The sequence below is a fragment of the Listeria swaminathanii genome, assembly GCF_014229645.1.
Classification (GTDB): domain Bacteria; phylum Bacillota; class Bacilli; order Lactobacillales; family Listeriaceae; genus Listeria; species Listeria swaminathanii.
In genome coordinates this window covers 83,980-102,003 of sequence record NZ_JAATOD010000004.1, presented here as the reverse complement: position 1 = coordinate 102,003, position 18,024 = coordinate 83,980, and the positions used below count along the sequence as shown (strand labels likewise).

16 protein-coding genes are annotated in these 18,024 nt (G+C 37.3%); 3 read left to right on the top strand and 13 right to left on the bottom strand.

Going from position 1 to position 18,024, the window contains the following annotated elements; genetic code table 11:
* Positions 1-100 precede the first annotated feature (100 nt).
* From HCX62_RS11760 to degU, 12 genes are all read right to left on the bottom strand, one after another.
* A complete protein-coding gene (locus HCX62_RS11760) occupies positions 101-1,411 on the bottom strand; it encodes a murein hydrolase activator EnvC family protein (protein WP_185639204.1) in 1,311 nt (436 codons plus the stop codon).
* Between the two features lie 119 nt (positions 1,412-1,530).
* On the bottom strand, positions 1,531-2,706 hold the full coding sequence (locus HCX62_RS11755) for a C40 family peptidase (RefSeq protein WP_185639203.1): 1,176 nt from the start codon (positions 2,704-2,706) through the stop codon (positions 1,531-1,533).
* Positions 2,707-2,781: 75 nt separating this feature from the next.
* Complete coding sequence (gene ftsX, locus HCX62_RS11750) at positions 2,782-3,666, bottom strand: permease-like cell division protein FtsX (protein WP_185639202.1); 885 nt, start codon at positions 3,664-3,666, stop codon at positions 2,782-2,784.
* Positions 3,656-4,342: a cell division ATP-binding protein FtsE gene (ftsE, locus tag HCX62_RS11745; protein WP_185639201.1), complete on the bottom strand. Its 687-nt coding sequence runs from the start codon at positions 4,340-4,342 to the stop codon at positions 3,656-3,658. Before ftsE ends, ftsX begins: the two co-directional genes overlap by 11 nt.
* Before the next feature lie 504 nt (positions 4,343-4,846).
* On the bottom strand, positions 4,847-5,710 hold the full coding sequence (locus tag HCX62_RS11740) for a YitT family protein (protein ID WP_185639200.1): 864 nt from the start codon (positions 5,708-5,710) through the stop codon (positions 4,847-4,849).
* 5 nt (positions 5,711-5,715) lie between these two features.
* Positions 5,716-6,817 (bottom strand): peptide chain release factor 2 gene (gene prfB, locus HCX62_RS11735; protein ID WP_185504624.1). Its coding sequence is split into 2 segments (ribosomal slippage): positions 5,716-6,744 and positions 6,746-6,817, totalling 1,101 coding nucleotides; the frame shifts between segments, so codons are not numbered across the junction.
* An 84-nt stretch (positions 6,818-6,901) separates the two neighbouring features.
* Positions 6,902-9,415 carry a preprotein translocase subunit SecA gene (gene secA, locus HCX62_RS11730; protein ID WP_185639199.1) on the bottom strand — a complete coding sequence of 838 codons (2,514 nt, stop codon included), beginning with the start codon at positions 9,413-9,415 and terminating at the stop codon, positions 6,902-6,904.
* A gap of 228 nt (positions 9,416-9,643) precedes the next feature.
* Positions 9,644-10,207 carry a ribosome hibernation-promoting factor, HPF/YfiA family gene (hpf, locus tag HCX62_RS11725; protein WP_003729232.1) on the bottom strand — a complete coding sequence of 188 codons (564 nt, stop codon included), beginning with the start codon at positions 10,205-10,207 and terminating at the stop codon, positions 9,644-9,646.
* A gap of 194 nt (positions 10,208-10,401) precedes the next feature.
* Entirely contained in the window at positions 10,402-11,058 is a 657-nt protein-coding gene (locus HCX62_RS11720; protein ID WP_185639198.1) for a ComF family protein, read from the bottom strand.
* Entirely contained in the window at positions 11,051-12,370 is a 1,320-nt protein-coding gene (locus tag HCX62_RS11715) for an ATP-dependent helicase ComFA (RefSeq protein ID WP_185639197.1), read from the bottom strand. The genes HCX62_RS11720 and HCX62_RS11715 overlap by 8 nt, the downstream gene beginning before the upstream one ends.
* 196 nt (positions 12,371-12,566) lie before the next feature.
* Entirely contained in the window at positions 12,567-13,418 is an 852-nt protein-coding gene (locus HCX62_RS11710) for a DegV family protein (protein WP_185639196.1), read from the bottom strand.
* 20 nt (positions 13,419-13,438) lie between these two features.
* Positions 13,439-14,125 carry a two-component system response regulator DegU gene (gene degU / locus HCX62_RS11705; RefSeq protein WP_003722647.1) on the bottom strand — a complete coding sequence of 229 codons (687 nt, stop codon included), beginning with the start codon at positions 14,123-14,125 and terminating at the stop codon, positions 13,439-13,441.
* A 384-nt stretch (positions 14,126-14,509) separates the two neighbouring features.
* Here degU and HCX62_RS11700 point away from each other — a divergent pair, with 384 nt between their 5' ends.
* From HCX62_RS11700 to HCX62_RS11690, 3 genes are all read left to right on the top strand, one after another.
* Entirely contained in the window at positions 14,510-15,145 is a 636-nt protein-coding gene (locus HCX62_RS11700; RefSeq protein WP_185639195.1) for a YigZ family protein, read from the top strand.
* A gap of 1 nt (position 15,146) precedes the next feature.
* Positions 15,147-15,692, top strand: coding sequence for a GNAT family N-acetyltransferase (locus HCX62_RS11695; RefSeq protein ID WP_185639194.1), 546 nt, complete (start codon positions 15,147-15,149; stop codon positions 15,690-15,692).
* Between the two features lie 175 nt (positions 15,693-15,867).
* Positions 15,868-16,926: an LCP family protein gene (locus tag HCX62_RS11690; RefSeq protein WP_185639193.1), complete on the top strand. Its 1,059-nt coding sequence runs from the start codon at positions 15,868-15,870 to the stop codon at positions 16,924-16,926.
* A 38-nt stretch (positions 16,927-16,964) separates the two neighbouring features.
* Here HCX62_RS11690 and HCX62_RS11685 read toward each other — a convergent pair whose 3' ends face one another.
* Entirely contained in the window at positions 16,965-18,017 is a 1,053-nt protein-coding gene (locus HCX62_RS11685) for a glycosyltransferase family 4 protein (RefSeq protein ID WP_185639192.1), read from the bottom strand.
* Positions 18,018-18,024 lie beyond the last annotated feature (7 nt).

Genomic DNA, 18,024 nt, shown 5'->3' with positions numbered 1-18,024 from the left:
ACTGATAGTAGTATCATATCATAAAATCGCCATTTAGCCTATTGCAGTTCGCTTCTATCCATGAAAAAACCATTGACTAAGTGCCAATGGTTTTTAAAATTTAAAGATATGGTGCCGGATTAACTGGAACACCATTTTTGTGAATTTCAAAATGAAGATGTTGACCAGTTGATTGGCCGGTTGATCCCATAATACCAATTGGTTGGCCTTGGGAAACCCGTTGACCTGTAACTACTTTTAAGCTACCTGCGCGCATATGTCCGTATAGTGTTTGGTAACCATTACCGTGGTCAATTTTAACAACGTAACCATAGCCGCCGAAACCACTACCCGATGCTCCAAATCCAGAAAACACAACGGTTCCTGATGCTGCAGCTGAAACCGTAATTGTACCGCCACCTGCAATATCTTGCCCTTTGTGGGATTCATATTTACCAGTTACTGGGTTGGTTCGTTCGCTAAATCCGGATGTTAAAATTCCGGACGCTGGTTTAATAAATTGACCACCACCGCCGCCGGAATCAACTGTTTCTGTTGATCCACTTGATCCTGAACCTGAATTGTTTATAGCAGTGGAATTGTTAGCGCTTGATGCGGCTTCTTGCATACGTTTTTCTTCCGCTGCCTTGATTGCTGCTTCTTGTTTAGCTTTTTCACCAGCGATATTTGAAGCAAGTCGTTTTTCTTCGTCTGTAAGCGCACCTTGTTCACTAGCTAAAAGAGTTTGTTCACTCTTCGTTAGATCTTTTTTATTTGCGAGTGCCATTACTAAGTCATTTTTTTCTTGTTTTTGACTTTCCATATTGTTTTTCGAAACTTCCAACTCTACTGCAAGTACTTTTAAGTTTTCGAGCTTTTTCTCGGAAGTTGTTTCTGCTACTTTTAGTTTGTCTTGGTCATCTTTTTGATCTTGCATAATATCTTGGTCCGCTTTTACAATTGCTGATACAACGGTCACACGGTCGATAAGTTCTTTAAAATCATTCGCTTCAAAAATCATATCTAAATAAGCAGTTGCTGTTCCAGTTGTTTGGATAGCGCGTGCTCTATTATCAAGCACTTTTTGACGGTCGCGAATATCGTTGCGTAATTTTTCCATTTCTTTTTTTAATTGCTTTAGTTTCTCATTTTCAGAGTCCACTTTGCCTTCTTGCTCTTTTAGTTTCTTATTAGTTTCATCAATACTTTTTAAAAGTGATTCTAATTCTTTAGCAGCGTCTTTTTCGGCACTTTCTAAATGGTTTAATTCTGAGTTTTTTGAGTCTATGTTTTTATCGATTTCTGATTTTTTTTGTTCGATTTCATTTTGACGCTTTTGCATATCATTGATGCTCTCTGCGTGCGCACCGCTCAATGGTGCGGCAATAATCAATAGGCTAAGTGCTGTTGCTACCCCATATTTTTTTAGCATATTAAGCTCCTTTTCTATTATCTATTTGACTAGGAACTTCATAATTCCCTTTACTGTTCCATATAAAAAAGCACCTTTGTTTAAAATGACAAAGGTGCTTTTTAACTTTTCAATAATTATTAGAAGTTAGCTACACGGCCATATCCTACAAGATATTTAGCCCAGTAACCGCTAGTGATGTTGTCATATTTAACGCCATTGTTTTGCGCATTAATCATTTGACCGCCACCAACGTAAATTCCAACGTGAGCAATTCCGCTTCCGTAGTTAAAGAATACTAAATCACCAGGTTTTGCTTGACTAGCACTGATTTTTGAAGCTGCTGCATATTGTCCACCAGAAGTTCTTGGGAGAGAAACGCCAGCTGCGCGGAATGCATAAGAAGTAAATCCAGAGCAGTCAAACGCGCTTGGACCGCTTGCTCCAAGGCTATAAGGTTTTCCAAGTTGCGCACTTGCTGCAGCCATCATTGAGGAGTATCCTCCACCGCTTGATGGTGCTACATTTGTTGGTGCTGCATCGTTACTAGCTGCTTCTACAGTTGTTGAAGTTTTTTTGCTAGAAGAAGAATTTGATTCTCCAACGTTTGAAGATGTTGCTGCACGTAAAGCAGTTGCGCGTTCAGACGCTGCTTTTGCTGCATTTACAAGACCAGCTTTTTCGTTTTCAGCTGTTGCTTGTTCAGAAGCTAGTTGAGCAACGATTGCTTCTTTTTCAGCTTTTTGTGCTTCGATTTTATTTTGTTCTGTTTCGTATTCATGAATTGCTGTTGCTTGTTCTTCTTGTTTTTTCTTAACAGCAGTTTGTTTTGTTTTTAAAGCTTTTTCATCATTTTGTTGATCTTCTAAAATAGTTTTATCAGATTCAACTAATTGGTTAACTGCAGAAACACGACCAACTAAGTCGGAAAGGTTTTCTGCTTCTAAGATTACTTCAAGATAAGCGTTAGAATTAGAAGTTTTTTGCATTGCACGAGCACGGTCTTTTAAAACTGTTTCGCGTTCTTTAATACGTTCATTGATACTTTTAATATCTTCATTAAGTTTTTTAAGCTCTTTACCAGTTTGATCAAAATCTCCTTGTAAAGATTTAGCTTTTTCTTGAGCTTTCTCAAGGTCTGCTACTAAACCAGAAAGATCTGATTGTAAATCTGTTTTCTTAGACTTGATGTCGTTGATTTTTTTATCTTGATTTTGAATGTCTGTATTCACGTCGGCAGAAACATTTGTGGTAAAGGCCGGTGTTAAACTGATAACTGCTGCGAGTGAGATCGCAATAAACGTATTCTTTTTCAAAAAGTTTACCTCCTAAAAAGCTCCCTAGCTTTTTCTTTTAGATTATTTTTATTTCGATTTAAGTAATTTTCTTTGTTAGACTTTCAAGAATCTGCGGATAGATATTACGCTTCCCCAAATCCCGATTAGTACGCCGATTGCAATAATCAAGCCACTAATTTGATAGGCAAATGGTGTTGGTGGCAGAAGTGATAGTGAGCTAGTCACTAACTTCGGATTAATCAAGTTGTAAATATTCACATAACCTATGAATGTTAATACAACTGGTATAATCGAGCCAATTAATCCTAGCCAAGCTCCTTCTAAAACGAAAGGCCAGCGTATGAACCAGTTGGTCGCCCCTACTAATTTCATTATTTCTATTTCTCTACGACGGGAGAAAATGGCAATCTTGATTGTGTTTGATATTAAGAACATTGCTGTTAATAATAAGCCAATGCTTAGTATAATACCAGCATATCGTCCCCATTTCAAGGTATCAAACAATTTGTCGACTGTTTTCTCACCATATTCTACATTATCTACGTACTGTAATTTTTCTATTTTTTTAGCAATTTCCTTCGTTTGTGTCGGCTCTTTAGCTTCTACAACGAAGACGTCATATAGTGGATTATCTTGTTTAAACAATTCGAAGTTTTTGCCGTACGCACCAACTAATTTCTTCAATTCATCATCTTTAGAAGAAAAGCTGACACTATCAACTCCATCAATCTTCTCAATGTTTTTCTCAAGTTCTTGCTGCTGTTTCTTGTCTGCGCTTAGAGAAATATGTACGTTAATTTGTACATTGTTTTCTACATCAGTTGCAAGCTTGTTCATGTTGATCAATATTGCAAAAAACACGCTGACTAAGATAAGTGTTACTGTTACTGCACTCGCTGCTGCAAAGGTCATCCAACCATTCCGGTAAAGGCTCTTAAAACTTTCTCTTATATGTCTTCCTACAGTCCTAAATTTCATAGCCATATTCTCCTTGCTGCTCATCTCGAACAATTCTTCCATTCTCGATAGCGACTACCCGGTGTTTCAATGTGTTAACAATTTCTTTGTTGTGGGTTGCCATCACGATGGTTGTTCCGCGATTGCTTATTTCTTCAAGGATGTTCATGATTTCCCATGAAGTATCAGGATCCAGGTTACCGGTCGGTTCATCTGCTATTAATACTTTAGGCATATTGGCAATCGAGCGGGCAATGGATATCCGCTGTTGCTCACCACCGGAAAGTTCATCCGGCAACATTCTTACTTTATGCTTGAGGTTGACTAAATCAAGCACTTCCATAACACGTTCTTTAATTATGGATGGCTCAGTTTCAACCACTTCCATCGCATAAGCAATGTTTTCATAAACTGTTTTGCTTTGGAGTAATTTGTAATCTTGGAATACCACGCCTACGTTACGACGCAGATATGGGATTTCACGATTTTTCATATTAACCAAATCAAATTTGTCTACGACGATTTTGCCTTTTGTCGCTCGTTCTTCTCTGTAAATCATTTTGATGAAGGTAGATTTACCAGCACCACTCGGACCTACTACATAAACAAATTCCCCTTCGCCAATGTTAATGTTAAGTCCATTAGCAGCAGTTATGCCGTTAGGGTATTTCTTATAAACATCTTCCATTAATATCATTTTATCACCTTACTATGCCTTTCTACTGAGTTACATTTTAGGTAATGCATGGTAACCATGAAGATGAGCTGTTTGCAGGTACGAATCTAAACTCACAACATAAGCTTAATTATACCATGACAGTTTTTCATCTATAGGTTAATTGCATTACAATTATATTTCAGGGTGTGACAATATCTCGATTATTGTAATAGGAAATACAATTATTACGTCAATTTCTAATTTATATTTGCTTTTAGTTTTGTCCCAATTGAGACAAAATAAAAAAGAACCCTCGTTGGTCTTTTCTACTGCTAACATTGTAACTTGTTTTTACCCTAAATAACATTACAGGCACATTAAAAATCATTACAGTTCGCGCTACCGGAATAGACCAATTCAACTAAAATAGCCCAAAGTCTACTACTAGGCTAAACTTTTTTGTCATATAATTGTCAAAAACCAGCCCTAAAAACTTAAAAAAAGTGCCATTTCCTGACTAAAAAGTTAGGAAATAGCACTTTTTCATGACGTAAAACCTTCACCCATTACTTCGCTGGCGCTCATTACGACAACAAAAGCCTCTGGATCAATTTCTTTTATTACTTCTTTTAATCTTGAAAATTCACTTTGGGCGATGACACATAACAAAATTTGCTTGTCATCTTCTGTATATCCACCTTTTGCAGAAAGGCGCGTAATACCGCGATCGATTTTAAACAGAATTGCTTGGCGAATAGCTTCCTGATTTTCCGAAATGATAAAAACTGTTTTCGACTGATTAAGGCCAACTTGTACCAAATCAATCGTTTTACTTGTAGCAAAAAGCCCAACAAGTGCATACAGTCCTGATTCAATATCAAAAACAAACATCGCAGAAATAACGACAAATCCGTCAATTAAAGCCACACAAATTCCCAATGTTAAATGGGAGTATTTATGCAAAATTTGTGCAGCTACGTCGGTACCGCCAGTGGATGCTTTGCCTCGAAAAACGATGCCGAGTCCCATTCCAACGAGTACGCCGCCAAATAAAGCAGCAACTAGTGGTTCATGTGTCCACGGTTCTAAACCTTGCGTTAAATACACAAAGAATGGCAGAAGCATTGTGCCAACGAATGTTTTCAAACCAAATTGATACCCTAAAAAGAATAATCCAGCAAGAAATAAAGGAATATTAAATGCCCACTGAATAAAAGCAGGGTTCCAACCCGTTAAATAGTTGATGATTGTACTTATCCCGCTCACGCCGCCAGAAGCAACATGATTTGGGAGAAGCAAAACATTGAAAGCCAGTGCAATTAGAGCTGCACCAATAATGACATAAACATACTCAATTAATTTAGAAACAAATGGGGATAATGGTTGTTTCTTTCTTTTATTTGCCATCTGTTTTATCCAATCCTAGAACGCAAATATGCATTGATAAAGTCGTCTAAATCTCCATCCATTACCGCTTGAATATTACCGGTTTCGTAACTTGTGCGATGATCTTTCACCATGGAGTAAGGGTGGAAAACATACGAACGAATTTGGCTTCCCCAACCAATTTCTTTTTGTTCTCCACGAATTTCTGCTAGCTCGCGTTCTTTTTCTTCTTGTTCTTTTTGATATAGCTTCGTTTTTAACATTTTCATTGCTTGTTCACGGTTTTTAAGTTGTGAACGTTCTGATTGACATGTTACGACAATCCCAGACGGAATATGTGTCATCCGAACAGCGGAGTCGGTTGTATTGATATGCTGTCCACCGGCACCAGTTGCGCGGTAAGTATCAATTTTCAAGTCTTCTGTACGAACTTCGATTTCGATATCATCATCTAATTCCGGCATTACATCAACGGATACAAATGATGTGTGACGTCTACCTGATGAGTCAAACGGCGAAATACGGACAAGGCGATGTACACCTTTTTCTGCTTTTAAATAACCATACGCATTGTGGCCTTTGATAAGAAGTGTAACGCTCTTAATTCCTGCTTCGTCTCCGGCTTGATAATCTAGCATTTCTACTTTGAAGCCTTTTTTCTCTGACCAGCGTTGATACATACGGAGTAACATCGAGCCCCAGTCTTGTGATTCTGTACCACCAGCACCTGGATGAAGTTCTAAAATGGCATTGTTTTTATCATATGGATCGCTTAGCATTAGTTTTAATTCAAACTCGCTAATTGTCGCCATGTAGGCTTTAATATCTTTTTCTAGCTCTGCTTGTAAATCTTCATCTGCTTCTTCTTTTAATAATTCCAGACTAATTTCCATGCTTTCTTGTTCTTCTTCTAGCGCATGGAACGCTTGGTATGTTTCTTTATATCCATTGGATTCATTGATTACTTTTTGCGCTGCTTGTTGGTCGTTCCAAAAATTCGGATCCAACATTTGGTCTTCTAACTCAGCAATTCGAACTTCCATGCTGTCTAAGTCAAAGAGACCCCCTAAAGTCTTTGATTTGCTGTGCTGTTTTCTCTAGTTCATTACGAATTTCTGCTAATTCCATTCTAATTCCACCTTTTTTGAATTTACTTACAAACTTTCATAGCAAAAAGCGCCGTCTTGCAGGCGCTTTTTAAATTGTTTCAATCTATGCTTCTTTACCATGACAATTTTTATATTTTTTGCCGCTACCACAAGGACATGGATCGTTACGTCCAATATGTTGATCTTTGCGGACTGGTTGACGTTTTGCTTCTGGCTTACCTTCAGCAGGATTAATCGCTTCCCCTTTGGCAACTTGTTCGCGTTCAAGGTTTTGGCGAATTTCTGCTTTCATGATATAACGCGCAACGTCTTCATCGATGGAAGATACCATTGCTTCAAACATCTCGAAACCTTCTGATTGATACTCACGAAGCGGATCAATTTGACCGTAAGCGCGTAGATGAATACCATCACGTAAATGGTCCATCGCATCAATATGATCAACCCATTTAGTATCAACAACACGAAGCAGTACTACTTTTTCGAATTCGTTAAATTCTGCTGGAGGAAGTAACGTTTCTTTTTCGTCGTATGCTATTTTTATTTTTTCTAAAATGAGATTTTGGATATCTTCGCTTGTTCTATTTTGTAAATCAGCTAATGTGATTGTGCCTTCTGGAAGTAAGTTCGCATCAACATAATCAACAATTCCTTGCAAGTTCCAAGCTTCTTCAGGTTCGTGACTTGAAGCATTGCCCGAAACGATAAAGTTCACTGTACGTTGAATCATTTGTTCAATAATTTCGCGTAAACTGTTTTCTGCGTTAATTACTTCATAGCGTTGTTTATAGATAACTTCACGTTGTTGGCGAAGTACATCATCATATTGTAAAACTTGTTTCCGGGAATCAAAGTTATTTCCTTCCACACGTCTTTGTGCTGATTCAACTGCACGACTTACCATTTTACTTTGGATAGCATCTTCTGCCATACCAAAACGTTCCATCATCGACTTCATGTTATCAGAACCAAAGCGGCGCATCAGTTCATCTTCCATAGAAAGATAAAATTGAGTCACACCAGGATCCCCTTGACGACCAGAACGACCACGCAACTGATTATCAATACGACGAGATTCATGACGTTCCGTACCAATAACGGCTAAACCGCCAGCTTCAATCGTACCTTCACCAAGTTTAATATCCGTACCACGACCGGCCATATTGGTTGCGATTGTTACCGCACCACGTTCACCAGCATTTTTAATGATATCAGCTTCGCGTTCATGTTGCTTCGCGTTTAATACATCATGCTTAATTCCTTTGCGTTTTAATTTGCTAGAAATAAGTTCAGATGTTTCAATTGCAACAGTACCAACAAGTACTGGTTGTCCTTTCGCATGACGCTCTGCAATATCTTCTACCACAGCATTAAATTTCGCTTCAATTGTAGTGTAGATTAAATCTGGACGGTCATCCCTAACAATCACTTTGTTTGTTGGAATTTCAATAACACGCATATTATAAATATCACGGAATTCTTCTTCTTCCGTTTTTGCAGTACCAGTCATCCCCGCAAGTTTTTTATACATACGGAAATAGTTTTGGAATGTAATTGTTGCCATTGTTTTAGATTCGTTTTGGATCGTTACGCCTTCTTTTGCTTCAAGTGCTTGGTGTAACCCTTCACTGAAACGACGGCCTTTCATAATACGACCAGTAAATTGGTCAACGATTAACACTTCATCATCTTGCGCAACATAGTCAACGTCCAAGCTCATTGTGTAGTTAGCTTTCAACGCTTGAGCGATATGGTGTAAGATAACTGTGTTTTCTAAGTCAAAAAGGTTATCTACATCAAAGTAGTTTTCCCCTTTTGTCATACCTTCTTCTGTTAACTGAACAGATTTTGTTTTAATATCAACTGTATAATCTTCCTCTTCTGTAAGTGTACGAACAAACGTATTTGCGCGCACATAGAGAATAGTGGATTTTTCAGCTTCTCCAGAAATAATCAACGGTGTTCTCGCTTCATCGACTAAAATGGAATCGACTTCATCAATAACAGCAAATGATAGCGGGCGTTGTACCATTTCTTCTTTGTAAACCACCATATTATCACGTAAGTAGTCAAATCCTAATTCATTATTTGTGCTATACGTAATGTCACATGCATACGCTTCACGTTTTTCTGTGCTAGATAAAGCATTTAAGTTTAAGCCTACAGAAAGTCCAAGGAAATTATATAGAACTCCCATTTCTTCCGCATCACGGTGAGCCAAGTATTCATTGACAGTAACAACATGGACACCTTCACCAGAAAGTGCATTCAAATAAACTGGAAGTGTCGCTGTTAACGTTTTACCTTCACCAGTTTTCATTTCCGCAATGTTACCTTCATGTAGAACAATTCCACCCATTAATTGAACTTTAAATGGATATAATCCTAGCGCACGTTTCGCACCTTCTCTGGCAACCGCAAAAGCTTCTACCAATAAATCATCTAGCGTTTCACCATTTTGAACACGCTCTTTAAACTCTACTGTTTTTTCACGTAGAGCATCATCCGAAAGAGCCGCAGTTTCATCTGCTAAAGCAATAATTTCATCTGCTTTTCTCTCCAAATATTTAACATCTTTTTTTCCTGATTCAAAAATCTTTTTCAATAGTCCAGCCATTTAAATTCTCCTCTACTGTTTCGCTGTCATCGCGCAGTTTCATCTATAATAACTTTCAGGAATTATCTTCGCTTAAATATACAAACTAATTCTATCACTTATTAACTAAAATATACAACTGGTTATCTCTTTTTAGTAAATAAAATTATCTAAATGCCATAAATTCTTCATCTGAAAGTAAAAAAATGGAGGCCAAGATTGGCCCCCACCTGTAATTATTATTTTTAATTAGTTTGTTTCAATTAAACCATACTTGCCATCTTTACGTGAATAAACAATATTCGTACCGTTTGTTTCCGCATCCGTATACACGTAGAAACTGTGCCCTAACAAGTTCATTTGTAAAACAGCTTCTTCACTGTCCATTGGTTTCAATGAAAATTGTTTTGTTCTTACAATTTCAAGATCAAAATCACTTTCATTTTCTTCTGGTGGTGTGCTACCATTTACATCTGAATAGGCAAAATAATCTCTTTCAGCGCCTTTATCACGGAACTTGCGGTTTACTTTTGTTTTATGTTTGCGAATTTGTCTTTCTAATTTATCCACAATTAAGTCGATGCTAGCATATAAATCTCCACTTGTTTCTTCTGCACGTAGCACAAGATTTGGGAGCGGAATGGTCACTTCAACTTTCGCATTTTTATCGGAATATACTTTTAAATTAACATGAACGTTAGCGTCTGGAGTTTCTGTAAAATATCGTTCTAATTTATCGATTTTCTTTTCAACGTAATCTCGAATCGGTTCTGTTACTTCAATATTTTCACCACGAATGTTGTACTTAAGCATAGCAATTCCTCCTTTGAAATAAAACAAAATAACGATAAAGAAGAGTATTCTTCTTACCCTTAGTCTACGTGAAAACGATGTGTTTTGCAAACATTTGCACAAAGAGCTAAGAAGCATACATTCACTTATCTTTATTTAGTATTTTATTCCACTAATCCCGCTTCCGCAAACCTCTTTTAGGAGATAAATATTGACTATCTAAATATTGTTAGAGCGCTTACCTTTTCCACTCCCGCTTCTTTTAATATTTGTGCCGCTAAGTTAAGAGTACTTCCAGTTGTATATATGTCATCAAATAAAAGCACTTCCGTTTCCTCACATGCCTCTTTTCCCACAAAGTAAAATACCTGCTCGGCTGCTAAACGTTCTTTTTTAGTTTTTTTAGATTGCTTTTCTGTATGCCTTTTGGCTAAAAGTTCTTCATATATGATACCGGATTGTTTTAATATCGCAGTTGTTTGGTTAAAACCGCGTTCTAATTTCCGCGCTTCACTTACAGGAATTGGAATAATTTTCTGCTTTTTTTCCGCTAGATATTGCCTTAATTCCCTTTTGAAAATGGCTCCTACTTCATAATCTCCTTGAAATTTAAATTGTTTCATATATTCTTTAGCAAAATCATTGTAGCGATATATTGATTTATTACTATCTAAAAAATGTGTTCTATCTTGGCAATCTTCGCAAATGGGCTCTACTGATTCTTTACTGCAAATGGTGCATAGTGGGCCTCTTAATTTTTCGAATTCCGCTAAACAAGTTTCGCAACAAACAGGAGGACTTTGGAATAACCAGCTTATTTCCCAGCTTGCCGTTTGTTTAACTGGCTGCGAACAGAGTAAACAACTAATCATCTAACATCCCTTCAACCACTCCTTGCTGATTCATTTTTTGAATATGAGTAATAGCTCGCTTCATTTCCGCAGTCTTTCCATAATGAAAGAAACAAACATCTCCAGTTGGATGTGAAAGTTTCCTCCCAGCCCTTCCGGAGATTTGAACTAGCGCAGCCTCGGTAAAAATACGCCCTTCACTTCCAAACACAGCTACTTGCACATCGGTAAAAGTAACTCCTCGCTCTAAAATAGTTGTTGTGAGTAACAGCCTAATCTTCCCTTCGCGCAACCACTCTACCTTCTCTTTACGCAACTCATCAGCTGAATGCACTGTCACCGGTCTACTGAAGCCATTATTTTCAAGTGCATCTGCAAATTTGTTCATCGCGTCAATTTCTGGAAAGAAAATCAATGCTGGCTGGTCTCTCATTTCCACATTTTTAATCCACTTAATTAGTTTTGGTGTTATTTTTCCTTTCGCTAAATTCTTTTTCCATGGACCAATCCAACAAGTTCTTGGGACAGGTAATTTCTTTCTATGATAGCGTCCGGGGATTTTCACGAAATTGCGTTTTCCTTCTGCGCATTCTTCTTGCCACTGTTTTTCTGGTGTGGCAGTAATTATTATCGTAGAACCTTCTTTAGTTCGCGCTTTCCCTACGGCATATTCTAAAAAAGGGTCTTTGGCATAAGGGAACGCATCCACTTCATCGATAAAAATCACTTGAAACGTTTCATAAAAACGAATTAGTTGATGTGTTGTCGCTATTACAAACTGCTCGCCTTGGTATTTATCGTCGGAGTCTCCATATAGACAAACTATTTGGTTCTTCGGAAAAACCTCTTGTAAGCGCGGATGAAGTTCTAAGCAAACATCCACTCTAGGAGAAGCAATGCAAATTCTAAAACCTTGTCGCAAAGCCCAGTCCATCCCCTCAAACATCATCTCTGTTTTTCCAGATCCAGCGACTGCCCATAAGAGCATATCCTTCTTTTCTATTAAACTGGAAACCACCGCATCGGATGCTTTTCGTTGTCCTTGTGACAAAATCCCGCTCCATCTTAATAGAGGTTCTTTGATTTTTGGTAATCGTTTCGTTTGTTGATAGTATAATTTTTGGCAGCTATTTACTCGGCCCATCACAATGCAATTTCGACAATAGATACATGCATCTTTCTCGCAGAATGCGCAGGACATTTTGCCAAATAATTTTACGTTTGTATTGCCACAGCGAAAGCATTTATTTTTTGAAATTGCCGCTATTTCTGTTAGTCCTTCTGTGGTCTCTATTTCACGCGCTTGGTATAGCCTTCCCGGGAAGATGTCCATCTACTTTCACCTCCCTTTAGTTATACACGATTTATCTTTTTCTTGCAGAAGTGAAATTCGTGTTTTCAGGCATGTTCACACTTGTAAAACATAGATTTCGCCTAGAGAAAAATCAGCGTTTCTGCTACCTTAAATTGGTGAAAAAACGATTTTGCTCTATACGAAAAAAATCTCCAGCTAAAAAGCCGGAGATTCTTTATTTTATCGACCAAGTTAATCCAAGTGCACCTTCCCCTAAGTGGGTTCCGATAACTGGACCAAAGTAGCTTAATTCGAATATTACTTCTGGAAATTTCGCTTCTAAATGTGCAAGCCACGCTTCGCCTTTTTCTGGATCATTTCCGTGAATGACGTAAGCTTTTTCTGCCGTTTTGTTTTGAATAGCCGTTTGAAGAATATCTTCAATTCGTTTTAATGCTTTCTTTTGCGTTCTCACTTTTTCAAATAAGACGATTTGTTTATCATTGAAATGAAGAATCGGTTTGATTTGAAGCAAACTACCAACTAAGGCTTGTGCTCCGTTCAAACGTCCACCGCGTTGCAAATTATTTAAATCATCTACCATGAAATAAGCATTTTGCGCTTGTTTTATTTTATCTAATTCTTGGATAATATTATCTAGTGGTTCGTTCTCTAAAGCCATTTCAGCGGCTTTTACCGCGAACATTCCTTGCGCCATACAAGAAAGCTCTGAATCATAAGCGACTACATTTAGTCCCTCAATTAACGCTCCCGCTGAAGCCGCATTTTGGAAAGTACCACTAATACCACTTGATAAATGAATGCTGATTACTGTATCAAAACCTTGTTCCTTCAGCGATTCAAATAATTGAATGAATTCTCCTGGGGCAGGTTGAGAAGATGTTGGAAAACTCTCAGCTTCCTTTACTTTTTGGTAAAAATCGGCCGCAGATAACTCCTCACCTTCACGATAGGATTTCCCATCAATTATTACAGAAAGTGGCACGACATGAATTCGTAGCTGCTCTTTCACTTCATCTGGCAAATAAGTTGTGCTGTCAGTAACCACTGCTATTTTTTCGTTCATATAGTCCCCCTGAGATTTCTTTAGCGAATGTATACCCAGCCGTGCTTAATTGCCGTTACCACCGCTTGAGTCCTATCATTCACTTTCATTTTTTGTAAAATACTACTTACGTGGTTTTTCACTGTTTTTTCACTAATGAAAAGTGTTTCCCCAATTCCGCGGTTACTTTTTCCATCGGTAAGAAGTTGCAATACCTCACACTCTCTATGCGTTAAGATGTGCAGTGGCATTTTGACTTCTGGTTGTTGATAGCCGTATACGCCTTGTGAAGTGTTCGTGCTTGCTAAATGGCGGTATTCGCGAATTAATTTAATCGCTACACGTGGATGAATATACGCGCCTCCATTATCTACAATTTTAACTGCTTCTACAAGTTCATGCGCATCCATTTCTTTTAATAAATAACCTACTGCTCCAGCTCTAAGTGCTTCTGTTACGTATTCATCTGTATCATGAATAGTCAAAACGATTACTTTAATACTTGGAAATTGACGTACTAGCATTTCTGTTGCGTCAAGCCCATTTACAGTTGGCATATTAATATCCATTAAAACAATATCTGGTTTATATTCGCGAACTTTTGCTACGATATTCTTACCATTTTCAGCTTCCGCTACGACCTCAAAAGAATCTTCCAACTCTAAAATTCGCTTGATACCTTCGCGAAACAACTGATGATCATCTACAATCATGATTTTGAGTGCCATAATGACTACTCCTCCTTCACTTATCTAATTTCACCAAGCCTCTTGCAATCGAAAACATCATCCTTTTTTAAGTAGCAAAACCGCTTAACCTTATAGTCCCTGCCATCAAATTGGCAAATAAACATTTCTCTTTTAAGTACTATTTACTCAAACTTACCTATTTTCAATACAAACCTTACCTTGATTATACTGCATAGTCTCAGAAAATTACTCCTATATGCCTATAAAATACAATTGAAAACCAGTCTAAAGTAATAGTAGTTTTTATTATAACACGAATTTGCCGTCACTTCACCCACCGCACTTAGAAAAATATCTATACAATCGCTTTGCTTTCGGATAAAATAAAAGCAGACTGAATGCATCAACTTATGGAGGTTCCTTATGTTGGATCATTATTTAACCATTCATAGCGATGGAAAACACGAAATAATTATTGAAAAATCTCGCTTTATTTGCCATATTAAGCGAGTTACAACAGAAATTGAAGCACAAACATTTATTCAAGCAATAAAAAAAGAGCACCGCGATGCTACCCATAATTGTTCTGCCTATATAATAGGAGAAAATGACCAATTTCAAAAAGCACATGATGACGGAGAACCTAGCGGAACAGCTGGCGTTCCCATGTTAGAAGTTTTAAAAAAGAAATCCTTAAAAAATGTTGCCGTCGTAGTTACTCGTTATTTTGGCGGAACTAAACTAGGTGCAGGTGGACTCGTTCGCGCATATGGTAGTGCGGTTAGTGAAGCCATTCAAGCGATTGGTATTGTCGAATGTAAACTAGCCACTATTGTCGAATGCTCTTTCGCCTATCCATTGCTCGGGAAAATCGAAAATGCACTTGAACAAAAAGCTTATCAAATCGACCATAAAGAATTCACTGAAAAAGTAGTGCTTCATATCTTTGTTGATAACGATGAACTGCAAGATTTTTCCCACTGGATTACCGAGCTTTCAAATGGCCAACTTGAATATAAAGAAGGACCACAAAAATATAGAGAAAAGGATGTCACTTAGCATGTCCACAAACATATTCTTCCAATTACCAGCTACTATTTCTACAGAGCGAACTACTTTAAGAAAAACATCACTTGCAGATGCTACTACCTTGTTTGATATTTGGTCTGACAATGAGGTAGCTCAGTTTATGAACATCGAAAAGTTCTCGACCATCCTTCAAGCGGAGGAAATGATTCAAGCAATTGAAAACGAGCCGAATGCTTGCAGATATACTATTTTCAGCACTAATGACCCTTTTCATGCCATCGGTTCCCTTGGAATTAACGATATTAATAAAAAGAACCAAACAGTCGAAATTGGATACGAACTCGCAAAAAGTCATTGGCGCCAAGGTTTTATGTTTGAAATTTTGACACATTTTTTGATTACAATAAAACCACATCTTCCATATAAAATGGTTACCGCAAAAGTTCTTCCTGAAAATGTTGCTTCTATAAAACTACTGAGAAAGCTTGGTTTTGAGCTAAGTACAACTGGGCAAGAATTAGATCTACATTCTGGTAAAATTTGTGAAATCAGTAATTATCAAATGCTACTGAAATAGTACAAATATTACATTTTTGAAAGATATCATCTTTTTTGTATTTTTTTTCAAATAATTTCTGTATAATAACATCAAAGTTTAAAAATTAAAGAAACCGTAAATCGGACGTAACATTCTTTAGTTCAACAAATGATACAATAAAACTTAGAAAAGTGACTATAAGGAGAATTAATATATGAGTAAAGGCACTGATGATAGCCGAAGAAGCAGCAAGAAATACAAACGTAGAAGAAAAATTTTATTCTGGATCCTAATTCCTGTGATGTGTTTAGTACTTGCAGGTGTCGGATATGGCACTTACCTTTTTAGCAAGACGAAACTCGCAGCAGATAACTCTTATGATAACGTAAGGAACGGAAAAGCTTCCACCCTTCGAACAAATGACGTTGAACCTATAAAAGATAGTTTTTCTATTTTAATTATCGGCGTTGATACAAGCACGACACGAGCTGCCAACGGGAATCCCCGAAGCGACTCACTAATCTTAGCAACATTTAATGTTAAAGATGCGCGTGTAGAAATGACAAGTATCCCTCGTGATTCCTATGTTCATATTGAAGATTCCGCTAAAGATATTGATAAGTACACTAAAATCAATGCAGCACATGCTTACGGCGGCCCAGAACTTACTATGAAAACTGTAGAAGAAGAATTCAAAATTCCAATCGATTATTATGTTCGTTTCGACTTTGATGCATTCCTTAAAATTATCGATGCTCTAGATGGTATCGATGTAGATGTTCCAGTTAACTTCACTGAACAAGATTCTAAAGACAACGCTAATGCAATCACACTGAAAAAAGGCCAACAACACCTTAATGCAGAACAAGCCTTAGCACTAGCACGTACTAGACATATCGATAGCGATATCGAACGTGGTAAACGTCAACAATTAATCATTAAATCTATCGTAAGTGAAGCAACATCTGTTTCTTCTGTAAGTAAATATTCCGATATCATTGAAGTTGTTGGCGATAACATGAAAACCAACTTAACTTTCAATCAAATGCTCTCTATCGCAAAATTTGGAATGACTAACACAATCGACATTAAATCCCTCAACTTAAAAGGGGACAGCAACCCAATGGACGGCATTTATTATTACAAACTTAATGAAAGCTCTGTCCAAAGTATCTCCAATGAATTTGCTGATGAACTTGGAATTAAACAACCATTCCCTGGCGCAACACCATATGCCGATGAAAGTTCTAGCAAAACAAGTAGTTCTAACTAAAACAAAAACCAACAACTAATAATTAGTTGTTGGTTTTTTTATTTCCGTTTTCGATGTATTTTTTGTAGTAAGTTAAGGATTGGCCGATAATCTTCGCCAATTAGCCCAATAAATTCAACAATAATTTCTATACTAAAGATTAATAATAAAAGTAATAGCATCGCTCCCCAAGCTGTAGAGAACGAAAAGACAAATCCTGTCATCGAAAATAGTAGTGCCATGCAATAAATTAATAGCACAGTTTGTTTCTCTGTAAACCCAAGCGCCATTAGCCTATGGTGAATATGCGACCTATCTGCTGAAGAAATCGGCATTCGCTCTTTTAATCTCCTTACAATCGCAAAAAAAGTATCTGATAAAGGCACTCCAAGAATAATAAGTGGCACTAACAACGAAATAAAAGTGACATTTTTAAAGCCCATTAAAGATAAAACAGCAATCATATAACCGAGAAACAGCGCTCCCGTATCCCCCATAAAAATACTGGCTGGAGGGAAATTATAGATTAAGAATGCCGCAACTGCTGCCGCCAGAATAAGCGCAACCGGAGCAACAAAAGCATCTTTTAAAAGCAAAGCCATGCCAGCAATCGTCATTAAAGCGATAATAGAAATACCACCCGCGAGACCATCTAATCCATCAATTAAGTTTAATGCATTTACAATTGCCACAATCCAAATAATCGATAACGGGATCGCAAAATAGCCAAAATCTACTTGCCCATAAAAAGGAACGTTAATAAAATTAATGGTAATATCTCCCCAAACAGTCACGCATAGAGCAGCTAAAATCTGTCCGACCATTTTCCATTTTGGCGACAAATCAAAAATGTCATCAATAAAACCTGTAGTGATAATAATTAAAGCACCAAAATAAATTGGCATAAAACCAGACTTATCAATTGGCGCCAAAAGCATCCCTACTGAAAAACTTATAAAAATAGCTAATCCACCTAAAGTGGCTGTTGTTTTCGTATGTTTATGCCTTTCCCGCGGTGTATCAACCGCATTAATTCGGAAGGCAAATTTCCTAATTATCGGTACCATAATGATACCAACAGCAAAGCTAATCAATATACTCCATATTAGCAATGTTTTT